Here is a 21,027-nt window from a genome sequence, read left to right as displayed (position 1 = left end):
TCCGGCAACAGGCCCGGCCGGTGAGGCCAACCCCGGTAGAGGCTGATTGACCCGCCTCGGCGTCAAACCACCCTGATATAGCTCGTCATGCCGGTTTTCTGATGTTCGATGATGTGGCAGTGCAGCAGCCAGTCGCCGGGATTGTCGGCGACGAAACCGAGCTGAACCTTCTCGTTGGGCTGCATGAGATAGGTGTCGGAGATGACCGGCTGAACCTGGCGTGTCGACGACGACAGCACCTTGAAGCTCATGCCGTGCAGATGCATCGGATGCGATTGCGGCGTCAAATTCTCCATGTCGATGACATAGTTTTTGCCGAGCTTCAGCTCGGCCAAAGGCGCGGTCGGATCCGGCGTGTCGCCCGGCCACGGTACCTTGTTGATGGCCCAGAAGGAGTAGCCTAGCGTGCCGCATATGCTGTCGCTCGGCACGTTTTCCGCCGTGGCGCTGAGCGAGAGCGCGATGTGTTTCGCGCTGGCGAGATCCACCTTCGGCACCGGGTTGGCTTCCAGCGGTGCGAGGTCTCGCAAATCGCGCTTGAGCGAGCTGCCGGTGGCGCGCAAGGTGGCGAGGACCTTGGGTTTGGTGCCTCTGATGTCGCCCAGGCTGACGATCGCGCCCTCCTGGTCAGGCATGCGGATGGCGAGCTCCATGCGCTGCCCCGGTCCGAGCAGCAAAGCATCGGGCGCAAAACGCTGCGGCACCGGATTGCCGTCCAGCGCGATGACCGCGGCCTCCCCACCCTCGACGCGAAAGGCGTAGATGCGGGTGACATCGGTGATGGCGACCCGCAGCCGCACCAACCCGCCGGCCGGCGCGTCGAATTGCGGCTGGTCGAGCCAGTTGGCGGTGCGCACCGTGCCATAGGTGCCGGTTTTCGCGGCATCGCGCGGCCGGAACTGCTGGATGAACTGGGCGTCGTCGCCGAGCCGCCAGTCTCGCAGATTGATGACCGCCTCCGCATCGAATTTCGGATCGCCCGGGTTTTCGACCACGATCACGCCGGTCAGGCCGTGGCCCATCTGCTCCAGCGTGTTGCAATGCGGGTGATACCAGAACGTGCCGGCGTCGGGCGGCGTGAAGGCATAGTCGAAATGATCGCCGGTGTAGACGTAAGGCTGAACCAGGAAAGGAACACCGTCCATCTTGTTTGGAACGCGAATGCCGTGCCAGTGGATGGTCGTCGGATCGTCGATGCCGTTGACAAGCCGTGCGGCGAAAGGCTCGCCCTTTTTCATCCTGAGCACCGGCGGCATTTTGGCCTCTCCATAAGTCAGCACATCGCGGGTCTGGCCGATATCCATGAACCTGGCCTGGATCTTTGCCGTCTTGAGAACCACCGGCTCCGGTGCGGCCGCGGCCCAGTCACCAAGCCTGGCCATCGCTGCAAGGCCAACCCCGCCAGCGCCGGCAACCGCGGCCGTTTTCAAAAGCCTGCGGCGGGTGAATAGGGTCATCTGGCGCTCCAACGGAATATGATTACCTGTCGTCCTGAATGACGGGTGGCGACCGGCGCACAAGCCGATACTGCCACATCGCATCTCTGTCATGCCATGGCGAGCCGGTGACATCTGCTTGCGCAACAGCGTGAACGCTGGCGTGCCCACCATTCGCCCGCATCCGGGAGCGCGGGCTCGGGTTAATGCAACTCGGCCAGCAACGCCTGTGCCTCGGCGAGGTTCTTTTCGGAACCGGCGGCGAGATCGTCCATCTTCTTGTCACGGAAGATGACGAGCGCGTCCTGGCATGCGGCGATCGCTTCCTGTGCCATCGCCTTGTCCTTGTGGGCGGCGCCCAGATCGACCAGCACGTCGCACAGGCTGTCCTGCGTGAAGGCGACAGCCGGCACCGAATTGATCTTCTTTTGCACCACGATCGCCTCGCGCAGGACCAACACCGCCTCCTCGAAATGCGCGACATTGTTTTCGGCGCGGCCGGCCATGGTCAAGGCATAGCCCATCTCGTTGCGCGCATTGGCCCAACGTTCGGGATCGCGGTCGCGACCGAGCTGCTCGGCAAGCGCCCGGTTGACGACAATCGCCTCCTCGTACAATTCAGCCGAAGGCTCGCGGGCCGCGATCATGCTCAGCGTCTGCGCGAGACTGGTCTGGTTGGTGATCCAGAGATCGGGATCGCGGGTGATCGTTCGCACCGTGGCGAGGTCGCGGTAGATCTGAGCGGCTCGTTTCAGCTTGCCGACATCGTTCGCCCAGTAACCAAGACTCGACAGCCCGCCGGCGAGATTGTTCTGATTGTTCTCCCAGACAGCCAGCGCATTCTCGCGCGTTACCACGCTGAGCGCTGCGTCATAGGCGGCAATCGCGCGGGTGAGCAACTCGACGTCCTTGCCGTCCGCGGCCATCAGCAAGGCATTGCCGATATCGCCCTTGGTGCGCGCCCATTGCATGCGGTTGGGAAAACCGTCGTAGATCCGCGCTGCCGTCTCGAAGCTCTGCACGGCCTTGGCGTAGAACGTGGCGTCGCCACCAATCCGGCCCTGGCTGTAGAGGGCAAAGCCGAGGTCGTAATTGATATTGGCCCACTCCTCCGGGTCGGCGTCCTTGGAGTAGGCGGGGAGCGCGGCTTCCAGCATGTCGGCTGCTTGCGCCAGCAAGTCCAGGTTGGATGTATTGTCGCCCAGGATCGACAGGGTCTGGCCGAGCACGCGCCGCGTCTGGCCGATCTCCGTGACATCACCGCCTTTCGTCTGCCCGTCGAGCGCCGCCCGCAGCGCGTTGACCGATTGCTGCAGCAGTTGATCGTCAGAGGCCAGCTTGCCTGACATCATCAACGCGCAGCCGAGGCGGAATTCCGTCTTGGCCCAATTGGCTGGGTCCTTGTCGCGGGTGCGAACCCTGAGCACCTGACCGTAGACATCGATCGCCTGCCGCAGGGTCGAGATGTCCCCCGCGCGTTCGCCCCAGTTCGATAGCGTGCCTGCAAGGCTGTAACCAATCGAAGCGAACTCGCCCGGCGCGGCGGTTGCGGTATAGACCTCCCATGCCTGACGATACGCGGTCACCGCCTGAATGTAGTAATCGGTTCCCGTATCGAGATCGCCGAGCGTGTCGTTGACCGATCCCAGATTCTGCTGCAGCGAAGCCCAGTCGAGCGGCAGTTTCTCACGCGGATATTCGGACAGAGCGGCCTGGTACGTGGTGGCTGCCTGCAGCAGCAGTTCCTTGTTCTTCTGCTTGGCGCCGAGGCGCTGCAAGGCGTTGCCGAGCGTCAGCTGGCCGTTGGCCCAGCTCGCCGCGGCGTGCTCGCGCGTCCAAACCGTAAGCGATGCCTCCGCCGCCTCCCGCGCGCGCTGCAACGCGGCGATATCGCCGTTGATCTCGCCGATCGACTCGAATGCGGTGCTCAAATTGTTCTGGATGGTCGCCCATTGCGCCGGCGCGCGTTCCCTGGTCATCTCCTCAGCCGCCGCCTGGAAGGCCGCGACCGATTGCTCAAGCGTCGGTACATCCTTTTCGCGCGCGCCGAGGCTCGCCAGAACGACACCCAGATTGATCTGGCTCAATGCCCAGTCGAGCGGTACGCGCTCTCTGTTGTATTCCGTCAATGCCGCACGATGCGCCTCGATCGCCGCGCGGAAACTGTCCGATGTGGTCTGGCGGTCGCCGATTTCGGACAGCACGATGCCGAGATTGTTCTGCGTCGCCGCCCATTCCAGCGGTAGTTTCTTCAACGACTGCACCTCGAGCGCCGAGCGGAATGCCGCGACAGCCCGCTCCAGAAGCGCCGTCCCGTTCTCGCGCCGGCCGAGCCGCCAGTAGACCGTGCCCAGATTGCCATAGGTCGATGCCCAGTCGTCGGGGTAGGCGTCATGCGTATAGACGGTCAGCGCCTGCTCATAAGCGGCAGCTGCCTTGTCGAGGTTTTCGCGGCCGGCTTCCCGTTCGCCCAACGTAGCAAGCGTGGCGCCCATATTGTTCTGGGTGGCCGCCCAAAGTAGCGGCAACTTTTCGCGGGTGACATAGGTCAATGCCTGTTCATAGGCTGTCAGGGCCTGGGCGAGATACGCATTGTCGCCGGAGAAGTCCCCTTGTTCCGACAGAGCGTTGGCCTCTGCCGCCTTGTAGTAGAACGCGTCTTCGTCGCTCCATTTGGCAGCCTGCTCGAAGGCCTTGGCGTAATCCTGCGCCGCCTCCTTGAAGTTGAAGGAGATTTCATAAGTCCTGGCACTGCTGGCGAAGACCTTTGCGAATTCCAGCCGCTTTGCCTTCAGCTCGGCCTCGGCCTGGTCGACCGTAGACGAAAGTTCGCCGATGCGGGCCTTGGCCTGCTCGTTGAATTTCTGCGCCGCTTCGAGCGCGCCTTCCTGAACCGCCTGTTCGGCGAGTTTCGATAGCCTGGCAATTTCGGGGTCCGGGTTTTTCAAAGTCTCGCGTTCAGCCAACACGTGTTTCAGCCGTTCGGTCTGGCCACGCAGCAGCTTGTCGAGCTCAGCCGGATCCTTGGGTATGTCGACCCCGAGCGCCTTCAGCATGGCGTAGAGCCCATCCATCGGCACCTTGCCGTCACGCGATATGGTTTCGATCTGGCGGCGCTCCGGCTCGGGTAGCGTCGAGATGGTCAGCAGGAGCTGGCGCCGCTCCCTGAGGATTTCGCCCTCATCACCTTTCGGCGCCTCGGCGGGGGTACCGAAATAGAGCAGCCGGCGCAGGCTCTCATTGACCCAGGGCCGCTGCTGGCCATTGGTCTTGAGATAGACCTCCTCGCCGATCATGCGCAAAACGGTGCCGAATTCCTCGCCGCCCATCGTGTCGATGTGGCGCAGGATCGCCGCCGCATATGGGCTGTTGCCGTCGGCCGGACCGTCGAGCGCAACTTTACCGGGTTCGGCGGCAAAGGCGATGACCTGGCCGAGGCTGTCGTCGGCAGAGCCCTTGGCCTGGTCTCCCGACTTGAACGCAACGACGCCGCGCGTTTCGCCGAGGCCGCCCGCGCCGATCGGCTTGCCTTCATCATCCGGCGCCAGCTTCAAGAGCGTGCCCGGCGGGAACGGATCGTTGCGGCAGGCGTCGAGCAACACGATGGTGACCGGCACCTTGGCCTTCAGTTCGGCGACGATGGCCGACAGCGGCACCAGCTTCTCGCCGGCGTCGTCGAGCGCCGAAATGTCGGCATCGACAGGCAACAGATAATTCTCGCCGCCGGCTTCGATGCCATGACCCGAATAGTAGATGATGGCGACGTCTGCTCCCTCGGCGTCGTCGACGAAGCCTTCGAGATCGCGCCGCAATTTGCGCGCGTCGCGGTTGGTGGCGACATCGGTCTCGAAGCCGAGCTTGTCGAGCATCTCCTCGATGGCGCGGGCGTCGTTTTCCGGATTGGGCAATTTGCCGACATGCTGGTAGCCGGACTGACCGATGACCAGCGCCACGCCTTTCAGCGCCTTCGGCTCTTCAGCCCACGCAGGGAGAAGCGTGCACAGGCACAGCAGCAGTGCCGCGGCTATCGCCGCACACGCGCGCCCCATCGCACCTGCTGTTCGCCCAAAGAGCATCGTCTATCCCAAACCCGGCGATATCTTCCGCAGCCGAGATGGCATCATGATGGCCGGCTGATGGCAAGTCCTTGGGCGAGCTGTGTTCTTGTGGTGGATATGCGTACGAGGCGGCTGGCTTTCAGCGTGCGAGCGGTAGTGTTCAGCATGCCGGATACGGCCAGTCCGGCCTGTTCATGAGTGGACAGGTCCGGACTTGTTGAGCAGTCGTCCGGCCCCGTAGAGCCTCTTTCTCTCAATGTTTCCGGGCGAGGGGGCCACGGTTGGATGCGCGGGATTGGCACTTTTGCGTCAGCCGGCTTTTTTGGTCCGCAACGAGACCCCGACTTCGCGACGCATCTTTTTAAAATCGAAGGAATGAACTGGTGCTGCGAGAGAGGATTGAACTCTCGACCTCTCCCTTACCAAGGGAGTGCTCTACCACTGAGCTACCGCAGCCGCTGATGGCGGGGCTTCTGCCATATAGAACCGGCAAGCGCAAGGCGTCTGTGAAAGGCTTTGCCAGACAAGTTTCGCTGACACGGCGGCGCCACAATGCTAGCTATCCCTTGAACAGCAGGCCCTGCCAGTCGCGGGCGGGACGGAACGATGGACGACAAGACAATTCCACCGAAAAAGGCTGATCCGGAAAAAAAGGACGGGACTGACCGCAAGGACCGTCTGGCCGAGCAGCTGCGCGCCAATCTCACGAAGCGCAAGACGCAAGCGCGCTCGCGGCGCACCGGTGATCCTGACCAGCGGCCCGAAGGACTGCCGGCTGCTGAAAAAATGCACAAGGACTGACCGATATCAGCCACACTGGCCGGTCACCTTGGCCAAAGGGGCTCAGAAATCCTATTTCTTGAACCAAGCCGGCCAATGGTCTAGACGGGCCGATACTCAAACTGACGAAAACCGGCCTATCGGGCCGAGGGGACATTCTCTCATGGATCGCATCAGAATTGTCGGCGGCAACAAGCTCGCCGGAAGCATTCCGATTTCGGGCGCGAAAAACGCCGCTTTGCCGCTGATGATCGCCTCGCTGCTCACCGACGACACGCTGACGCTGGAAAACGTGCCGCATCTGGCCGATGTAGAGCAGCTGATCCGCATTCTCGGCAATCACGGCGTCGACTATTCGGTCAACGGCCGCCGCGAGAAGCAGAATGAGGGCTATTCGCGCACCATCAATTTCTCGGCCCGCAACATCGTCGACACGACCGCGCCTTACGAGCTGGTGTCGAAGATGCGGGCATCGTTCTGGGTGATCGGCCCGCTGCTGGCCCGCATGGGCGAGGCGAAAGTGTCGCTTCCCGGCGGTTGCGCCATCGGCACGCGGCCGGTCGACCTGTTCCTCGAGGGCTTGCAGGCGCTGGGCGCCGACATCGATGTCGACACCGGCTATGTGCTGGCCAAGACCAGGAACGGCCGCCTCGTCGGCAATCGCTATGTCTTCCCGAAAGTCTCGGTCGGCGCCACCCATGTGCTGATGATGGCGGCGGCGCTGGCCAAGGGCGAGACGGTGCTGGAAAACGCCGCCTGCGAGCCCGAAATCGTCAACCTCGCCGAATGCCTCAACGCCATGGGCGCCAAAATTTCCGGCGCCGGCACGCCTGTTATCACCATCGATGGCGTCGAGTCGCTGTCGGGCGCGCGCGTGCGCGTCATCCCCGACCGCATCGAGACCGGCACCTATGCCATGGCGGTGGCCATGACCGGCGGTGATGTCGTGCTCGAAGGCGCCCGCCCCGAGCTGCTGCAGACCGCGTTGGATGTGATTGCCCAGACCGGTACCGAGATCACGCCGACCAATTCCGGCATTCGCGTCCGGCGCAACGGCGCCGGCATTTCGCCGGTCGACGTCATGACGGCGCCGTTCCCGGCCTTCCCGACCGATCTGCAGGCGCAGTTCATGGGCCTGATGACCATGGCCAAGGGCAAGTCGCGCATCACCGAGACCATCTTCGAAAACCGCTTCATGCATGTGCAGGAACTGGCCCGGCTCGGCGCCCACATCACGCTGTCCGGCCAAACGGCGATCGTCGACGGCGTCGCCAAGCTGAAGGGCGCACCCGTGATGGCGACCGATCTGCGCGCCTCGGTGTCGCTGGTCATCGCCGGTCTGGCGGCCGAAGGCGAAACGACGGTCAACCGCGTCTACCACCTCGACCGCGGTTTTGAGCGGCTGGAAGAAAAGCTCTCCAATTGCGGCGCGGTGATCGAGCGGATTTCAGCTTGACCGCACGGCAGTTGCTTCAGACAGACAGGCGTCTGGTGCTGCCTTCATTCACCGCCAACACTTCAAACCCGAGGCGCTAGCCTCGGGTTGAATTTGTGTCGCGGTTGCACGGACCGGAAAGACCGCCTAACAGAAGGCTGAAACCAACTTTCAGGTGTGCATTCGGCATGGCAGCCCTCAAACTCATTGCGCTCGACGATCAGGATCTGAGCATCGTCTCGGCTCACGTCCAGGACGCCGTAATGAAGGTCTCCGACCTCGAATACCTGCCTTCGGCCAAGCGTTTCATATTGACCATGAACCGCTTCGTCTGGGAGGCGAAATCCGGACTGTTCAGCAAGCACAATGAGCGGCGCCAGGCGGTGTTGCATTTCGACCGCGTGCTCGGCGCCAAGACCAGCGGCATTGCCCGCGATCGGCCGGCCGAGGTGCTGTCGCTTCTGGCAATCAGCTTTATCGAAATCAGCAAGCCGGCCGGCATCGTCGAGTTGGTCTTTTCCGGCGGCGGCGCGATCATGCTCGACGTCGAATGCATCGAGGCACGGCTTGCCGACATAGGCGGCGCCTGGGAAGCCACCTCGCGTCCGGTGCATAGGGTCTAGAGCATGATCCCAAAAAGTGGGTGCCGGTTTTTGTTGGACAAAACGGGAATCGTTTGTCCAGAGATCATGCTCCAACAAAGGGCTAGATCATGATGAGATTTCAACCAAATCTCACCATGATCTAGACGCAGCCGATGGCCATTACGCTTATCCAGTCCGATGCCGGTTTCGCGCAGCGTTTCGCCGCCTTCCTGACCACCAAGCGGGAGGTATCGGAGGACGTCGACACTGCCGTGCGCGCCATCATTGCGCGGGTTCGTGCCGAGGGCGACGCTGCCCTGGTCGACTACACGCTGAAATTCGACAAGGCCGACCTCAATAGTCTCGGCATCGCCGTGTCGAAGGACGACATCGCTCAGGCCTACAAAGACGCCGATCCGCAGACGGTCGAGGCGCTGAAGTTCGCCCGCGACCGCATCCGATCCCATCACGAACGGCAAAAGCCGCAAGACGACCGCTATACCGATGCCGCCGGCGTCGAACTGGGCTCGCGCTGGACAGCGATCGAGGCGGTCGGGCTCTATGTGCCCGGCGGCACGGCGAGCTATCCAAGCTCGGTGCTGATGAACGCCGTGCCGGCCAGGGTGGCAGGCGTCGAGCGCATCGTCATCGTCGTGCCGGCGCCAGGCGGTGTCATCAACCCGCTGGTGCTGGTGGCCGCCGATATATCAGGCGTTTCGGAGATCTACCGCGTCGGCGGCGCGCAGGCGATTGCCGCCCTTGCCTATGGCACCGAGACGATCCGGCCGGTCGCCAAGATCGTCGGGCCCGGCAATGCCTATGTCGCCGCCGCCAAGCGCCAGGTGTTCGGCACGGTCGGCATCGACATGATCGCCGGACCGTCTGAAGTGCTGGTGGTGGCAGACGGCAGCAACGACCCCGACTGGATTGCCGCTGATCTTCTCGCTCAGGCCGAGCATGACGTGTCGGCGCAGTCGATCCTCATCACCGACGATCCGGCCTTCGGCAAGGCCGTCGAACAGGCGGTCGAGCGGCAGCTGCAGAGCCTGTCGCGCGCCGAGACGGCGGCTGCCAGCTGGCGCGATTTCGGTGCGGTGATCCTGGTGGAGACCATCGAGGCCGCGCTGCCGCTGGTCGACCGCATCGCCGCCGAACATGTGGAACTCGCCATCGACGATGCCGAGGGCTTCCTGGCCAGGATGCGCAATGCGGGTGCTGTGTTTCTGGGACGCCATACGCCCGAAGTCATCGGCGACTATGTCGGCGGCTCCAACCACGTGCTGCCGACGGCGCGTTCGGCGCGCTTCTCTTCGGGCCTGTCGGTGCTCGATTTCGTCAAGCGCACCTCGATCCTGAAGCTCGGGCCGGAGCAGCTGAGAGCACTTGCGCCGGCGGCGATTGCGCTGGCCAAGGCGGAAGGCCTCGACGCGCATGGCCGCTCCGTCGCCATCCGGCTGAACATGTAGGCGGCGATGGCGGACGGCGATCAAACCCGCGCAAGGCTGATCGATGTCGAGCTCGACGAGTCGATCGGCCGTTCGACGCCCGATGTCGAACATGAGCGCGCGGTGGCGATCTTCGACCTGATCGAAGAAAACAGCTTTCAGCCGGTCAATGATGACGGCGCCGGGCCCTATCGGCTGAAGCTCTCGCTGGCCGAATCCCGGCTGGTGTTTGCGGTCGCCCGCGAGGATGGTGCTGATGTCGTCACCCATATCCTGTCGCTGACGCCGCTCAGGCGCATCGTCAAGGACTATTACCTGATCTGCGAAAGCTACTACGACGCCATCCGCTCCTCGACGCCGAGCCATATCGAGGCGATAGACATGGGCCGGCGCGGCCTGCACAATGAAGGCTCCCAGACGTTGATGGACCGGCTGGCAGGCAAGATCGACATCGACTTCGACACGGCGCGGCGGCTGTTCACGCTGGTCTGCGTGCTGCACTGGCGGGGTTAGACCTGACTGGGGCGCCCCGCTCGATCCTGTTTTTGTGCGGCATGAACGCCGTGCGCTCGCCGATGGCCGAGCAGCTGGCGCGGCGCATGCTGCCGCCGGCCACTTTCGTCGCCTCTGCCGGCGTGCACAGGGGCGAGCGCGATCCGTTCGTCGACGCGGTGCTGGCCGAAGAGGGCCTGACGCTGGGCGAGCGCCAGCCGCGCTCGATGGACGATCTCGAGGACGATTATTTCGACCTGATCGTCACCCTGGCGCCGGAAGCCCACCACGCCGCGCTCGAGCTCACCCGCTCGCTTGCCGTCGACGTCGAATACTGGCCGATGCCGGATCCGACCGATGTCGGCGGCAGGCGCGAGCAGATCATGGCCAGCTATCGCGACGTGAGAGAACGGCTGAAAGCGCGCATCAGCCGACGTTTTCTGCTTCCGGAGGTAAAAAACGCGGCGGATTGATGCATCTCGCTCATAAGCGGTCCCGGTTTTGAGACAACGACATGCATAAAACGAAAGCGTGGAGCGCGTCGCATATGACGCGATCTAAGCGTGTTCACAAGCGCACGATTATCATATAGGTTCCGCCGAAATTCCGGCCTGGGCGCTCCAGGGCGCCGGAACTGCAATCCAAGCAAAGGTATCGAATGCCGAAGGAAGAAGTCCTCGAGTTTCCGGGTGTCGTGACGGAATTGTTGCCCAACGCGATGTTCCGGGTGAAGCTCGAAAACGAACACGAGATCATCGCCCATACGGCTGGCCGCATGCGCAAGAACCGCATCCGTGTGCTGACCGGCGACAAGGTCCTGGTCGAGATGACGCCCTATGACTTGACCAAGGGCCGCATCACCTACCGTTTCAAGTAACAGTCCGGCGCGAACCGCGATGAGCATCCTGCAGAAGCTCGTGCTTGCCTCTGGTTCGCCGCGCCGGATCGAACTGTTGCAACAGGCCGGCATCGAGCCGGACCGCGTGCTGCCGGCCGATGTCGACGAAACGCCGCTGCGCGCCGAACATCCGCGCTCGCTGGCCAAGCGGCTGTCGAAGGAAAAGGCCGAGAAGGCGCTGGCCTCGCTGAAAAGCGAGGAAGACTATGCGCCAAGTTTCGTGCTGGCCGCCGATACGGTGGTCGCGGTCGGACGCCGCATCCTGCCCAAGGCCGAGACGCTGGACGACGCCGCCAATTGCCTTGGACTGCTTTCGGGCCGTTCGCACCGGGTCTATTCCGGCATCTGCCTGATTACGCCGGGCGGCAAGCTGCGCCAAAGGCTGGTTGAATCCAGGGTACGCTTCAAGCGGCTTCCACGCGAGGAGATCGACGCCTATGTCGCCTCCGGCGAATGGCGCGGCAAGGCCGGCGGCTATGCCGTCCAGGGTCTCGCCGGTTCGTTCGTCGTCAAGCTGGTCGGCTCCTATACCAACATTGTCGGCCTGCCGCTCTACGAGACGGTGGCGCTGCTTTCGGGCGAAGGCTTCAAGGTCCACACCAGCTGGCATACCGCGCGGCCATGAGCCTGGACGATAAGGTCACACCACTGCGCCCGAAGCGCCCCTGCCCCGAATGCGGCAAGCCGTCGGCGCGCGAGACCTATCCGTTCTGCTCGAAGCGCTGCAAGGACATCGACCTCAACCGCTGGCTGAAGGGCGCCTATGTCATCACCGCGCGGGATGACGAGGACGAGAGCGACGAGCCGAAGTAGGGTTTGGGCGGTGCCGGCCGCGCAATTCCACTTCGCCGACCTTACGCAATTGCTGCTTTGCCGGCGTCGGTATTGTCTGCGACAATTGCCCCGGAAAATCAGCGCTTAGGCGCTGGACAGGCCGGATTCCCGTGCTATAACCCACGCGCTTTCAAGGGGTGCCCCACGGCGCTTTCCTGAAATCCGGTCAGGCGATGTCTCGTTTGCCGGCGAGGCCCAGATAGCTCAGTTGGTAGAGCAGCGGACTGAAAATCCGCGTGTCGGTGGTTCGAATCCGCCTCTGGGCACCATCCCCCCTTCTCCCGGCACTCCCTTTCACCGAACCTTCTACGCTGCAGCTTCTGCAATCGCTTGGAATTGTTGGTCTTTTGCGGTCGCATTGCGCGGTTAAGCGGGACACGGAGGGCTTCAGGAGCATTTGGTCCAACGAGGCGGGGGATGGTATTTCCGTTGGTATTCGACATCCTGATGGTATCGAAACAGCCAAGGGAGACCTGACGAATGCCCCTCTCCGACGTGAAATGTCGAAATGCCCGCCCTGCTTCCAAGCTTGTGAAATTATCTGATGGGGGCGGGCTGCAGCTATGGGTACAGCCCACGGGCTCTCGCCTCTGGCGGCTCGCCTACCGCTTTGACGGCAAGCAGAAACTGCTCGCGCTGGGCAGCTATCCCCTTATCTCTCTCGCCGAGGCACGGGAGGCGCGCGATGACGCTAAAAGGCTTCTGCTAGCTGGCGTCGACCCTGGAAAGGAACGCAGCTTGCGGAAGGCCGATTCGGCAAAGGACACCTTTCGCTCAATCGCGGACGAATATGTTGACAAACTAAAGAAGGAGGGACGTGCTGACCGGACGATCAGCAAGGTCAAATGGCTGCTCGACTTTGCCTATCCGATAATTGGCGACAAGTGCATTCGGGAGATCGACCCGGCCACCATCCTTACCGCCCTCCGCCGCGTGGAGGTTCGCGGTCGATACGAGTCGGCCAGGCGACTGCGCTCCACGATCGGCAGCGTGTTTCGATACGCAATCGCGACCGCACGCGCCGAGACAGATCCGACCTTCGCCCTCAGAGGCGCACTCATCAGTCCGACGGTAACGTCTCGCGCCGCGATTACCGATCCGAAGGCCTTGGGCGGTTTGCTGAGGGCGATCGATGCATTTGACGGACAGCCTACAACCCGGGCCGGTCTGATGCTGATAGCGCTGCTGTTTCCCCGCCCCGGGGAGCTTCGCGTCGCTGAATGGGAAGAGTTCGATTTTGAAAGCTCGGTGTGGACCATCCCTGAAGCACGCATGAAAATGCGACGGCCGCACCGCATACCCCTATCAAAGCAGGCGATCAGCGTCCTGACTTCACTCAGGGAAATTTCTGGTGGTGGATCGCTGCTGTTTCCTAGTGTTCGATCGGCTTCACGTCCGATTTCCGACAATACGCTAAACGCCGCACTGCGTCGTATGGGTTACGGCAAGGAAGAAGCTACCGCGCACGGCTTTCGAGCAACGGCATCAACTTTGCTGAACGAATGCGGCGAGTGGCATCCGGACGCGATAGAGCGGCAGCTGGCCCACATTGAGAACAACGACGTTCGGCGCGCCTATGCCCGGGCAGAGCACTGGGAGGAGCGCATCAACATGATGCAGTGGTGGGCCGATTATCTGGATGAACTTAAGAGCAAAAACCCGCGGGTGAACTCAACCGAGGGACGCCGCAAGCCTGCTGTCCATACGATAACGCGACCATCCACTTTGAACCCAACAGCGGCCGTTCATCAAAGGCCGATACAAATCTCCAACCGCCGGAAATCATACTGACCGTCGAAAAACGCCGAAACTCGTCGCCAAGTCGTAGGCCCGGAGGGGGCAACTTTCTTTCCAGGACACTATTAAGGTTACCGGATGATGACGGTTGGTTTGGGGCCGAAAGCGCAAGGTCCGTTTTCGGGATTCCTGGGTCAAATTAACCCCTCAGGCCTCGAGCTTTTCGCCGTCAAAACGGCTGTTGAGGGATTGGCAGGCTATACCGCTGACGAAGCGCACATGTGACGCACCGAGGATAAGTAACCCCGCTTGGTCACGCGGGCGCTGCCGACCGGTTGGTCGAAACTGGCGCTGGTACTCGCTATTCACGAAATTGCCGATCACCCTGACGAGGTCCACTAAGCAATGGTGAACGTCATTTCTGAAGTCGCAAGCAACTCGGCCGCCCTGCTCCATTGAGGTCAGCCATGCCTTCGCGGAGCCGGCGCAATCTCTGCTGGAGCCTGCATGCTTCTTCAGGCGCAAGCGCTGTGTCTCAGTGCGGCATGAATCCTTTTCTCAGCCAAGCCAATATCTTGCTCCCATTGAGGACCCTGCGGACACGCCCGGCGGCCCAGCCAGCCTGCATGGTGGCGCCGGTGTGGCAACTGCAGACGATCTCATGCAACTGCCAATCGGAGAGTTCGAAGAAGCGTCTGGCTTCCCCGTAGGTATCCGATTGCATGCCCGATGCACGCAGCAGTGGATCGTCAAAGGCGACACTGATCGCCGATCCGACCGCGCGCGCTTCTCCGCGGACAGAGGGATGCAGATGCTCAGTCCCGGTGAGAGCCACAAGGGAGCGCGTCGGATTTCGATAGAGCAGTTCCGCCCACCGCTCTATCCGTTGCGTCCTTGTAGCCAGCAGAGCCGGCGATAGTGGACTGATGTCCGCGACTGACTGGAGTTGATCGAGTGTCTGGTGCTTCATGACTGCCTCCTGTTGGTCGTTCCAATCCCTAGGCCTTTGCTGCAGGATTGGCTCACACGCTAAGCCGCCTCGTAAAGGAGCGGCGGCCGATCAGGTGTTGCCACCAATCGCCCACAGGCACCGCGCGGCGGCATCTGCAGCGACACCAACTGCATTCCTTCGCCAATGTTCCAGCGGGATGAAAAACTGTGCGGCCGGCCGACCCGACGGTCCCGGCTGGCGCACGCAGGATCCTGGAGTGCTGGACGATGATGACGCAGGCCCGGAAAGGCGGCTAGGTTGGACCTTGCTTTTCAGGCTTGACCATGATGTTTCACTACCCGCTCGGTCATCGCGGGAAGGCCAGGAGCAGAGCCGCTGGCAACGGTGAGTTGCGGACGAGGTCGGGCCGTGGAGGACGACGCCCTTGGGCCGCCAGGTCACTGAAGGACCAACCGAAGCGGCGCTTCGGGCGTAAAAGCGACGTCCTTGTAGGTCTGCAATGTCTGCTTATGGAGGAACGGCGGGCAAGGTCTCTTTGACCGGCATGAGGCGCATTTCTGACCGGCAGTTTTGGGGCCGAAAGCGGAAGGTCTGCAATTCGCCCGGGTGAGTGGTATACAGACATGAGCGTTCAACGGCTCGAATTTCCTGTCTGGGAGCCTCTGATGCAGCAGGTGACATTTGGAGACGAGACATGACCAAGATCAAAGGCAAGAATGATGGCCCCGGGGGCCGGAACGAACATTACGACATCGGCAATCGAAAAGATGTTCCTCGAAGAAGCGTCGTGGCCGAGATTAAGCGTGGCGAACACCAAGGCGCACACGTCGTGAAAATTAACGGCCGGGAATATGCGCGGGACAATCCTGATCATTCGAAGAAGGATAATGTTAATCGAGCAGAGTGATCACATTTCGCCTCTGCATTTGGGCGATGCAACCGTAAGCAGTGATAGTCTCCGATCAGGCGGCGGTGGCCGGCAAAGTTCCTGTGCTAGCTCGGTGTACCATATCGCAGCCGGTGCGGTGAGCCCGATACAAAAACAGTAAATGAGATCGAGAAGCTGTCGGGCGGCCTGCCGCCTACGACGAGGAGTACCGGCGCCTCGCAGCGATACAACGGGTCGCCAGCGATTTTCCGCATCGCGGCAATGTCGGAGCCACTGGGTTCGGCGCTGCCCCCAGGATGCGAGTGCCACTCACCGACGTAATACTGGCCCTGCCCCCATCGATCGCGAAGTAAAGCATCGAGGCCCTTCCGGCCCCGTTTGAACCAGGCCCGGCCGAAACGGGAATCCTCGGGCATTGCCATGACTTCAGTAATTCGAACAGAGCGCCCCCCGTCAAAGTATTCCCCAACAAGAATGCCGCCGGTTTCAACACTGCCGGCCCGACCGGCCAACCTCGTAACCTCAGACAGCAGAGGCAGCTCAAACACAGCGGACACGTCAGGAGCGATCGAGCTGTATTTGACCTTAGGAAACTCAGACATTGGTGGCAACCAGTTCGATCTGGCCGTCTTCGTGTTGACGATAGTAGCTCAACGTCCGGCTCGGACTCTCAATTGCTTTCCGGATAAATCGCGTGCCAAACGCGGCCCATAATCTCATGTCCTCGGCAGTGGCGGGAAAGATCGGGTGCCAACAGCCGATCCCTTCCATCGTCGACTCCGAGCGCGCTGGGCTTGGCGTCTCCATGCTCGCCATGCGTTCCACAGCGTCAAAGTAGGGAAAGCTTACTTCGGATGCAGTATAGGCCAGTAGTCCCTCGGCCCTCCACGTTATAGCCAAGCTGACAAAGATCTTCTCCGTACCCCAGTCGAAATCGGCCATTCGACGCAGTACATCATCCGCTCCGGTGCAGTCCACCACCACGTCGGCGGCTCGCAGAGTGGCGATCACAGACTCATCGCTGGGGGGAAAGTTCGTTGCATGCCCAACAGTACGACCATCAATCATCGACGAATTTAACGCGTCCGCCAGTGCGACAGCCTTGTTCCGGCCCACGGCCTCAAGCCCAAGTGCATGCCGGGTCAGGTTCCCGACCTCAAGCCTCTCCCCATCCAGGATGACCAAATCGCGGTTGCCCATCCGGAGCAAGTTTTCCGCGACCGCACCCCCAAGTGCTCCCGCCCCCAAAAGCGCGATCCTGGACGAACCAAGCTTTTCCGATGAGGGGCCACGCCTGCGGAGTTGATCGGACGTCCAGTTCATGGTCCTCATCCAATCGAGCCGGCCGTGGGATTGGGCCACCGCCCTGTCCAGCATACGACGATTGGCTTCGATCGGACGGAAGCCATTCATTTTAGAATGGCGGTGTTGAAGAGGCACGGAGCCGATAGCCATCCAATGCAATCGCGATGGCCCATCCCCAACCCGTTCTTCGACGGGAAACCCCAACAGCAAAGTTGCGCTTTCATTCTTGTGGGTACGTTTGCGAAGCTGGACCCCGGCGAAGTGCAAGATCTCGCCCAGGTCAAACCCCTGTTCAGCAATCAGTGCGTTCAATTCGCTCCAGGTTGTCGGCAAGCCCCACGGTCTGACGACAGGTATCTTGTCGAGTCTCAACCATACGCCCATCTGAACCGATGCAGCCTGCCCGGCCCAGGCTCCCCAGGAAATAGTCTTCACAATCGTGCCGCCGCTATCCGAGAAAGTAACCGTCACCCTGTTGGCACGCGCATGGGGGATATCAATGAAGGAGACGCTTCCCCAGCGTTGCTCCATCTCCATCCAAGACTTGAAACCGGAAATCGCCTCGTCAAAGCCAATCACTGGATGCGAGAGGTTCTTGGCGACGGCGGGACTTCGAACGGATCCCCGACCTGCTTCAACTGGCCGGTCGCAGCGGCATCAATCCACATCAGCAACCGACTGAGATGCCAAATCACCTTCTCAACAATGTCCGAGGGTTCGCCCGTCCACCTGTCTCTGCCAAAGGTGGCTTCCGGCCGGTCAAGACAAAGTTTACCAGTGCGCCATGGGTCGCGGCCCGCCGGCTTGCCATTGTATAGCTGATGCGGAAATGTGACCGTGGGGCCACTCGATGCGCAAGGATAAATCTCGACGCGATTATCCCCGGGCACGAATGACACCACCACGCGCCATCCGGTGCGGGTTGCCATGAATTCTGTCGCCGGCTCGGACAATGTCGCATCAATGGCTAACCACCATCGGCCTGGCGCGACACTGCTCCAGTTGTTCCTGACCATGACGCGCTCCTCGTCCTCAAGCAGCGAGAGCACCTCCTGCAGTGCTGGCGGCACCGAGGGCGAGTTCAAGATCAAGCAAATCGCTGCGTTGTCTGCGGCTGGGCAGGCTTGGTCGGGGTATTGAAAACCGATGGCGCCCGGTCGCCGCCGCGGGGGCCAGGCAATGGAAACTTCGTGCCGAGCAGTGAGCGCCACAGCTCGGCCGATTCCTGGGCATCGTTACTGTCCAGTGCTGCGCGAGCGCGGGACGCCGCCTCGCTGGCAGCCTTATGGAAGGCCCGGAAATCTTCCAGCGGCAAGCGCTTCAGCACGTCGTGCTCAGGAACACCATGATCCGGCAGAACCGGTACTTGGCCGATCTGAGCCGCGTATTCCCAAGTATCGCGAATGCTCTCGAGGACCTGTACGACACCCATCGCCATCGACGTGGTGCCGTCATTGATGACGTGACCGATCATGTGTTCAAGCGGGTAGCCTTTGGGATACTTCGGAAACTCTTCGGTCCCCTCCTGCTTCATCCACTTCAAGGACCGCACGATTTTGACGTAATGGCCATTGCAGACACGGTTCTTGGCCGCCGTCCACTGGATCTGGGCCAGCGGATGGGTCCGGCCCCACTCTCCCACGTCGCGATCGGGCAGATACAGCGGATGCGGTCGCCACTCGCTTGGCGCCAGATCGTTGAGCACTGACGCAGCTTCACCCAATTCCGAGGGCGCCATTGCCGGTTGAGACGCCATGACGGATCTTCTTCGACGCTGAGGTTAGTCAATACGGAATTGGACCGGTAGAGACTTTCCATCACTGCCCGGGATTCTGGATCCTTCGGCAAGGCGGTGATGACCAGATCCAGGTCCACATAGGACAGCTCGATGCCAAAAGAACGCCCCTGCCAGCGCCACTTACCCTCATAGTGGCGATCAAGGAAGGGCACGAACTTCTTCATGGCCTGCTCAGGCGTCGTGTTCTCGTAGTCAATATTGGTCACGACGACGATATCAACGTCCGGCCGCTTGTCACCGCTAGGCCGTATGGCCGTCGAACGACGGACGCTACCTTGCAGAAAAGTAGCCACGACCAGCCCTTTGAGATCTTGGTCCGCGTCCAACCGCGCCCGCAGGGTCGAGGCCCGCCCTTCCAGTCTTCCTTCTGCCTGTCGGTCGGTCGGATCGACGCAAGAAACTCATTGAATTGAGGCTTCAGTTCCATATTCATCCAATCCGGAAGGAGGGGTGGTAGGTCTTGGACCCGGTGAAGTCGAACTCGTAAACCTTCACCGGGCCGATGGCGTCCCGATGCTGGCCGAGGAAGAATGAAAAGGCGTTTGGCGCCGAAACGAAGATGTGGGCCCTGGCGCCGCCGCGCAGGCTAAGCGCCACCAGGACGTCAGACACTTGGTCAGCCATTTCTGCTGCATGAGTGCCGCCTGCTACCGACCCTGGGCCAACCCCGTTTGCTGCGGCGAAATGCAGAATCTTGCCAACGTTGCCCAAGGAGGTGCTAACATAATCCTCGACGTCCGCCAGTGCGTCCCGTGAAAGACTGATTGCCACCGCAACATCTTTGCCCGCCTCGATATCCTGACAGGTGACCGTCATCGACGGCCCCGTGAGCTTGTCGTCCGAGCGCCAGACGGAGGTGCCGCGGCGCCCCTTCTGCATGACTTCGACACCAGTGCCGCTTTTCATACCCAAGAGCGAACCAGCCAGAAATGCAACGGAGGCGTGGGTATCGAGATGAAGCCGAATATCCTTGGTCGTCTGGCGCACGCGCTCAAGGAATGTTCGGACCTCAGGCATGATCGTCTCGGTCCAATCATTTCCCGGACGCAGCAGCCGTTCGTCGAAATGATCGAGCAGCGACAGATGATTTTCCGGAGCGGCCAGTAAATAATCGGTCGGGCCATCACCGAACGAGCGGATGGCGACATTCCGCCGGTCTTCGCCCGCACGAATCCAATCCTGTTCCTGGCAAAGCAGTTCGAAATCTTCTCGGGACAACTTGTTGCGCTGCGTCGCCTTCAAGGCTCGGGCCGCGCCATCGAACCTGAATTCCAGCGTGTTTCCACCGGCCTTCAGCCCGACGCCACGGAAGTGAAAATTGACTTCATCGCGCATCTCTTCGAGCGACCTATGGCCCTCAACGATGTGGAATGTGTCCACAATCGTCTTGAGCTCTTCGTCGCTCGACAGCTTCAGGTGCTCGCGCCAGCATTTTCTGATCTTACCGGTCCAGCTGCGATCGGTCGTTCCGTCGAATAAAATTTCCACGTTGATCGAGCGGTCTTTCGACGTAATCAACTTCCGGAGGTCATCATCATCGCGAATGCGGTCGGTTGTCACGAGAGTGAACGTGGAATTCGTTGGCGCCTTCTCGACCGCCTCCTTGAGGCGCTCAAGGATTGAAAAGCGCGTCGCATGGATAAAGTCCGGGTTCGTCAGCTCCTTGTAACCGAACCGCCCTTCCTGGCTGACGTGGAATTTGACTTGGTGGTGGGCAACCTCGACCGCAAAAGAACGGCGGCCCGATTCCCTGGGCTATAGCGCACCACCACATCGTCAACCCTTTCGGACCATCGGCCTCGTATGAGACCTCGACAACAAAGTGTTGTTCCGGGTCACGAAGCCCCGACGCGTGAATCCAGAAGTATCGCGCCTGGTAGTCGTGCCCGTCCCAATTTGCGATGACTGCGTCAGCCACAGCTCCCCACAGTATCCTCCAATCGATCCATTTCACACCAGCCCTCCTTGGTGGACGGGTCTTACTACCGGCCGCAGCCAATGGATTGGAATGCAATGATGTCGATTGCCCCGCGGTGATTTACGCTCATTAACCGCATCTAGGTTTCAGAAACGATCGCTTCAAGGGTCGAACGAAAAAAGAACAGAGCGCGCCTCTCACCAATTCCGGATGATCAATCTAGGCTACATCAGCAGGTCCCAGCCTTTCCGAGCTATGATGAAACTCGGAAAACTACTTACATCGTGGCAGGGGCCGAATGGCAGCTTTTGGGCCGTTGCCAAGGGGGCGAACGACCGGAATGAGGCGCATTGCTGCTCGACAGCATAGGGGCGGACAGCAGGCGGACCGCTTTCAGGCTTACGGAGCGCGAAGCGAGCGTTCAGGCTGAAAACGAAAAGGTCTCAAAACTGGCTCAAACATGACA

Annotated in this window: 20 protein-coding genes, 2 tRNA genes and 1 pseudogene; 12 read left to right on the top strand and 11 right to left on the bottom strand. The window is 61.2% G+C overall.

Annotated features, from left to right (window positions below; all coding sequences use genetic code 11):
- Nucleotides 1–62 precede the first annotated feature (62 nt).
- The 3 genes from NKK52_RS00190 to NKK52_RS00180 form a co-directional block, all read right to left on the bottom strand.
- Nucleotides 63–1,457 (bottom strand): multicopper oxidase family protein, encoded by a 1,395-nt coding sequence (locus NKK52_RS00190; protein ID WP_023681905.1) that lies wholly within the window; start codon nucleotides 1,455–1,457, stop codon nucleotides 63–65.
- A 182-nt stretch (nucleotides 1,458–1,639) separates the two neighbouring features.
- The gene (locus NKK52_RS00185) at nucleotides 1,640–5,485 is read right to left on the bottom strand and encodes a caspase family protein (protein WP_352519430.1); all 3,846 of its coding nucleotides are present in this window, start codon (nucleotides 5,483–5,485) and stop codon (nucleotides 1,640–1,642) included.
- Nucleotides 5,486–5,875: 390 nt separating this feature from the next.
- Nucleotides 5,876–5,950, bottom strand: a tRNA-Thr gene (locus NKK52_RS00180).
- Between the two features lie 150 nt (nucleotides 5,951–6,100).
- On the opposite strand from NKK52_RS00180, the gene NKK52_RS00175 reads away from it, so the two are divergent.
- The 11 genes from NKK52_RS00175 (at nucleotide 6,101) to NKK52_RS00125 (ending at nucleotide 13,753) form a co-directional block, all read left to right on the top strand.
- Nucleotides 6,101–6,295, top strand: a complete 195-nt coding sequence (locus NKK52_RS00175; RefSeq protein WP_023681907.1) for a hypothetical protein — start codon at nucleotides 6,101–6,103, stop codon at nucleotides 6,293–6,295.
- A gap of 142 nt (nucleotides 6,296–6,437) precedes the next feature.
- Nucleotides 6,438–7,730, top strand: a complete 1,293-nt coding sequence (gene murA / locus NKK52_RS00170; RefSeq protein WP_023681908.1) for a UDP-N-acetylglucosamine 1-carboxyvinyltransferase — start codon at nucleotides 6,438–6,440, stop codon at nucleotides 7,728–7,730.
- A gap of 167 nt (nucleotides 7,731–7,897) precedes the next feature.
- On the top strand, nucleotides 7,898–8,332 hold the full coding sequence (locus NKK52_RS00165; protein ID WP_023681909.1) for a DUF2948 family protein: 435 nt from the start codon (nucleotides 7,898–7,900) through the stop codon (nucleotides 8,330–8,332).
- A gap of 134 nt (nucleotides 8,333–8,466) precedes the next feature.
- Nucleotides 8,467–9,759, top strand: coding sequence for a histidinol dehydrogenase (gene hisD, locus NKK52_RS00160; protein WP_023681910.1), 1,293 nt, complete (start codon nucleotides 8,467–8,469; stop codon nucleotides 9,757–9,759).
- Nucleotides 9,760–9,765: 6 nt separating this feature from the next.
- Nucleotides 9,766–10,251, top strand: coding sequence for a UPF0262 family protein (locus NKK52_RS00155; protein WP_023669283.1), 486 nt, complete (start codon nucleotides 9,766–9,768; stop codon nucleotides 10,249–10,251).
- Nucleotides 10,239–10,703 carry an arsenate-mycothiol transferase ArsC gene (locus NKK52_RS00150; protein WP_081725519.1) on the top strand — a complete coding sequence of 155 codons (465 nt, stop codon included), beginning with the start codon at nucleotides 10,239–10,241 and terminating at the stop codon, nucleotides 10,701–10,703. Before NKK52_RS00155 ends, NKK52_RS00150 begins: the two co-directional genes overlap by 13 nt.
- Nucleotides 10,704–10,888: 185 nt before the next feature.
- Complete coding sequence (infA, locus tag NKK52_RS00145) at nucleotides 10,889–11,107, top strand: translation initiation factor IF-1 (RefSeq protein WP_006200926.1); 219 nt, start codon at nucleotides 10,889–10,891, stop codon at nucleotides 11,105–11,107.
- 19 nt (nucleotides 11,108–11,126) lie between these two features.
- Nucleotides 11,127–11,753: a Maf-like protein gene (locus NKK52_RS00140; protein WP_023681911.1), complete on the top strand. Its 627-nt coding sequence runs from the start codon at nucleotides 11,127–11,129 to the stop codon at nucleotides 11,751–11,753.
- Nucleotides 11,750–11,941, top strand: a complete 192-nt coding sequence (gene yacG, locus NKK52_RS00135) for a DNA gyrase inhibitor YacG (RefSeq protein ID WP_023669280.1) — start codon at nucleotides 11,750–11,752, stop codon at nucleotides 11,939–11,941. Before NKK52_RS00140 ends, yacG begins: the two co-directional genes overlap by 4 nt.
- 214 nt (nucleotides 11,942–12,155) lie before the next feature.
- A tRNA-Phe gene (locus NKK52_RS00130) sits at nucleotides 12,156–12,231 on the top strand.
- A gap of 211 nt (nucleotides 12,232–12,442) precedes the next feature.
- Entirely contained in the window at nucleotides 12,443–13,753 is a 1,311-nt protein-coding gene (locus NKK52_RS00125) for a tyrosine-type recombinase/integrase (protein ID WP_031204573.1), read from the top strand.
- A 153-nt stretch (nucleotides 13,754–13,906) separates the two neighbouring features.
- On the opposite strand, the gene NKK52_RS00120 is transcribed toward NKK52_RS00125, so the two are convergent.
- Together NKK52_RS00120 and NKK52_RS00115 are read right to left on the bottom strand one after the other, a co-directional pair.
- Nucleotides 13,907–14,224: a hypothetical protein gene (locus NKK52_RS00120; RefSeq protein ID WP_156939327.1), complete on the bottom strand. Its 318-nt coding sequence runs from the start codon at nucleotides 14,222–14,224 to the stop codon at nucleotides 13,907–13,909.
- A 10-nt stretch (nucleotides 14,225–14,234) separates the two neighbouring features.
- Nucleotides 14,235–14,669, bottom strand: coding sequence for a hypothetical protein (locus NKK52_RS00115; protein WP_023671095.1), 435 nt, complete (start codon nucleotides 14,667–14,669; stop codon nucleotides 14,235–14,237).
- 676 nt (nucleotides 14,670–15,345) lie between these two features.
- Between NKK52_RS00115 and NKK52_RS00110 the strand changes: the two genes are divergently transcribed.
- Nucleotides 15,346–15,558 (top strand): DUF3892 domain-containing protein, encoded by a 213-nt coding sequence (locus NKK52_RS00110; protein WP_084634073.1) that lies wholly within the window; start codon nucleotides 15,346–15,348, stop codon nucleotides 15,556–15,558.
- Between the two features lie 86 nt (nucleotides 15,559–15,644).
- Here NKK52_RS00110 and NKK52_RS00105 read toward each other — a convergent pair whose 3' ends face one another.
- From NKK52_RS00105 to NKK52_RS00080, 6 genes and pseudogenes are all read right to left on the bottom strand, one after another.
- Nucleotides 15,645–16,142: a Mov34/MPN/PAD-1 family protein gene (locus tag NKK52_RS00105; protein ID WP_023685876.1), complete on the bottom strand. Its 498-nt coding sequence runs from the start codon at nucleotides 16,140–16,142 to the stop codon at nucleotides 15,645–15,647.
- Nucleotides 16,135–17,424, bottom strand: a complete 1,290-nt coding sequence (locus NKK52_RS00100; protein WP_031204502.1) for a ThiF family adenylyltransferase — start codon at nucleotides 17,422–17,424, stop codon at nucleotides 16,135–16,137. The genes NKK52_RS00105 and NKK52_RS00100 overlap by 8 nt, the downstream gene beginning before the upstream one ends.
- A complete protein-coding gene (locus NKK52_RS00095; RefSeq protein ID WP_023685874.1) occupies nucleotides 17,421–17,936 on the bottom strand; it encodes a hypothetical protein in 516 nt (171 codons plus the stop codon). The genes NKK52_RS00100 and NKK52_RS00095 overlap by 4 nt, the downstream gene beginning before the upstream one ends.
- Complete coding sequence (locus NKK52_RS00090) at nucleotides 17,933–18,601, bottom strand: hypothetical protein (protein ID WP_352630577.1); 669 nt, start codon at nucleotides 18,599–18,601, stop codon at nucleotides 17,933–17,935. Before NKK52_RS00090 ends, NKK52_RS00095 begins: the two co-directional genes overlap by 4 nt.
- 161 nt (nucleotides 18,602–18,762) lie before the next feature.
- Nucleotides 18,763–18,969: pseudogene (locus tag NKK52_RS00085) on the bottom strand (SMODS domain-containing nucleotidyltransferase); the annotation flags it as partial.
- Nucleotides 18,970–19,072: 103 nt separating this feature from the next.
- Nucleotides 19,073–20,203, bottom strand: a complete 1,131-nt coding sequence (locus tag NKK52_RS00080; protein ID WP_352628078.1) for an SAVED domain-containing protein — start codon at nucleotides 20,201–20,203, stop codon at nucleotides 19,073–19,075.
- Nucleotides 20,204–21,027: the final 824 nt, after the last annotated feature.

It is taken from the genome of Mesorhizobium sp. C277A (genome assembly GCF_040324395.1).
In the GTDB taxonomy this organism is placed as follows: Bacteria; Pseudomonadota; Alphaproteobacteria; order Rhizobiales; family Rhizobiaceae; genus Mesorhizobium.
Note: the sequence above shows the minus strand (reverse complement) of the source record. Positions and strands in the feature narration are given on the sequence as shown.

Coding starts and splice junctions, on each gene's coding strand:
- NKK52_RS00190 (WP_023681905.1), bottom strand. CDS start 1,457: ATGACCCTATTCACCCGCCGCAGGCTTTTGAAAACGGCCGCGGTTGCC.
- NKK52_RS00185 (WP_352519430.1), bottom strand. CDS start 5,485: ATGGGGCGCGCGTGTGCGGCGATAGCCGCGGCACTGCTGCTGTGCCTG.
- NKK52_RS00175 (WP_023681907.1), top strand. CDS start 6,101: ATGGACGACAAGACAATTCCACCGAAAAAGGCTGATCCGGAAAAAAAG.
- murA (WP_023681908.1), top strand. CDS start 6,438: ATGGATCGCATCAGAATTGTCGGCGGCAACAAGCTCGCCGGAAGCATT.
- NKK52_RS00165 (WP_023681909.1), top strand. CDS start 7,898: ATGGCAGCCCTCAAACTCATTGCGCTCGACGATCAGGATCTGAGCATC.
- hisD (WP_023681910.1), top strand. CDS start 8,467: ATGGCCATTACGCTTATCCAGTCCGATGCCGGTTTCGCGCAGCGTTTC.
- NKK52_RS00155 (WP_023669283.1), top strand. CDS start 9,766: ATGGCGGACGGCGATCAAACCCGCGCAAGGCTGATCGATGTCGAGCTC.
- infA (WP_006200926.1), top strand. CDS start 10,889: ATGCCGAAGGAAGAAGTCCTCGAGTTTCCGGGTGTCGTGACGGAATTG.
- NKK52_RS00140 (WP_023681911.1), top strand. CDS start 11,127: ATGAGCATCCTGCAGAAGCTCGTGCTTGCCTCTGGTTCGCCGCGCCGG.
- yacG (WP_023669280.1), top strand. CDS start 11,750: ATGAGCCTGGACGATAAGGTCACACCACTGCGCCCGAAGCGCCCCTGC.
- NKK52_RS00125 (WP_031204573.1), top strand. CDS start 12,443: ATGCCCCTCTCCGACGTGAAATGTCGAAATGCCCGCCCTGCTTCCAAG.
- NKK52_RS00115 (WP_023671095.1), bottom strand. CDS start 14,669: ATGAAGCACCAGACACTCGATCAACTCCAGTCAGTCGCGGACATCAGT.
- NKK52_RS00110 (WP_084634073.1), top strand. CDS start 15,346: ATGACCAAGATCAAAGGCAAGAATGATGGCCCCGGGGGCCGGAACGAA.
- NKK52_RS00105 (WP_023685876.1), bottom strand. CDS start 16,142: ATGTCTGAGTTTCCTAAGGTCAAATACAGCTCGATCGCTCCTGACGTG.
- NKK52_RS00090 (WP_352630577.1), bottom strand. CDS start 18,601: ATGGCGTCTCAACCGGCAATGGCGCCCTCGGAATTGGGTGAAGCTGCG.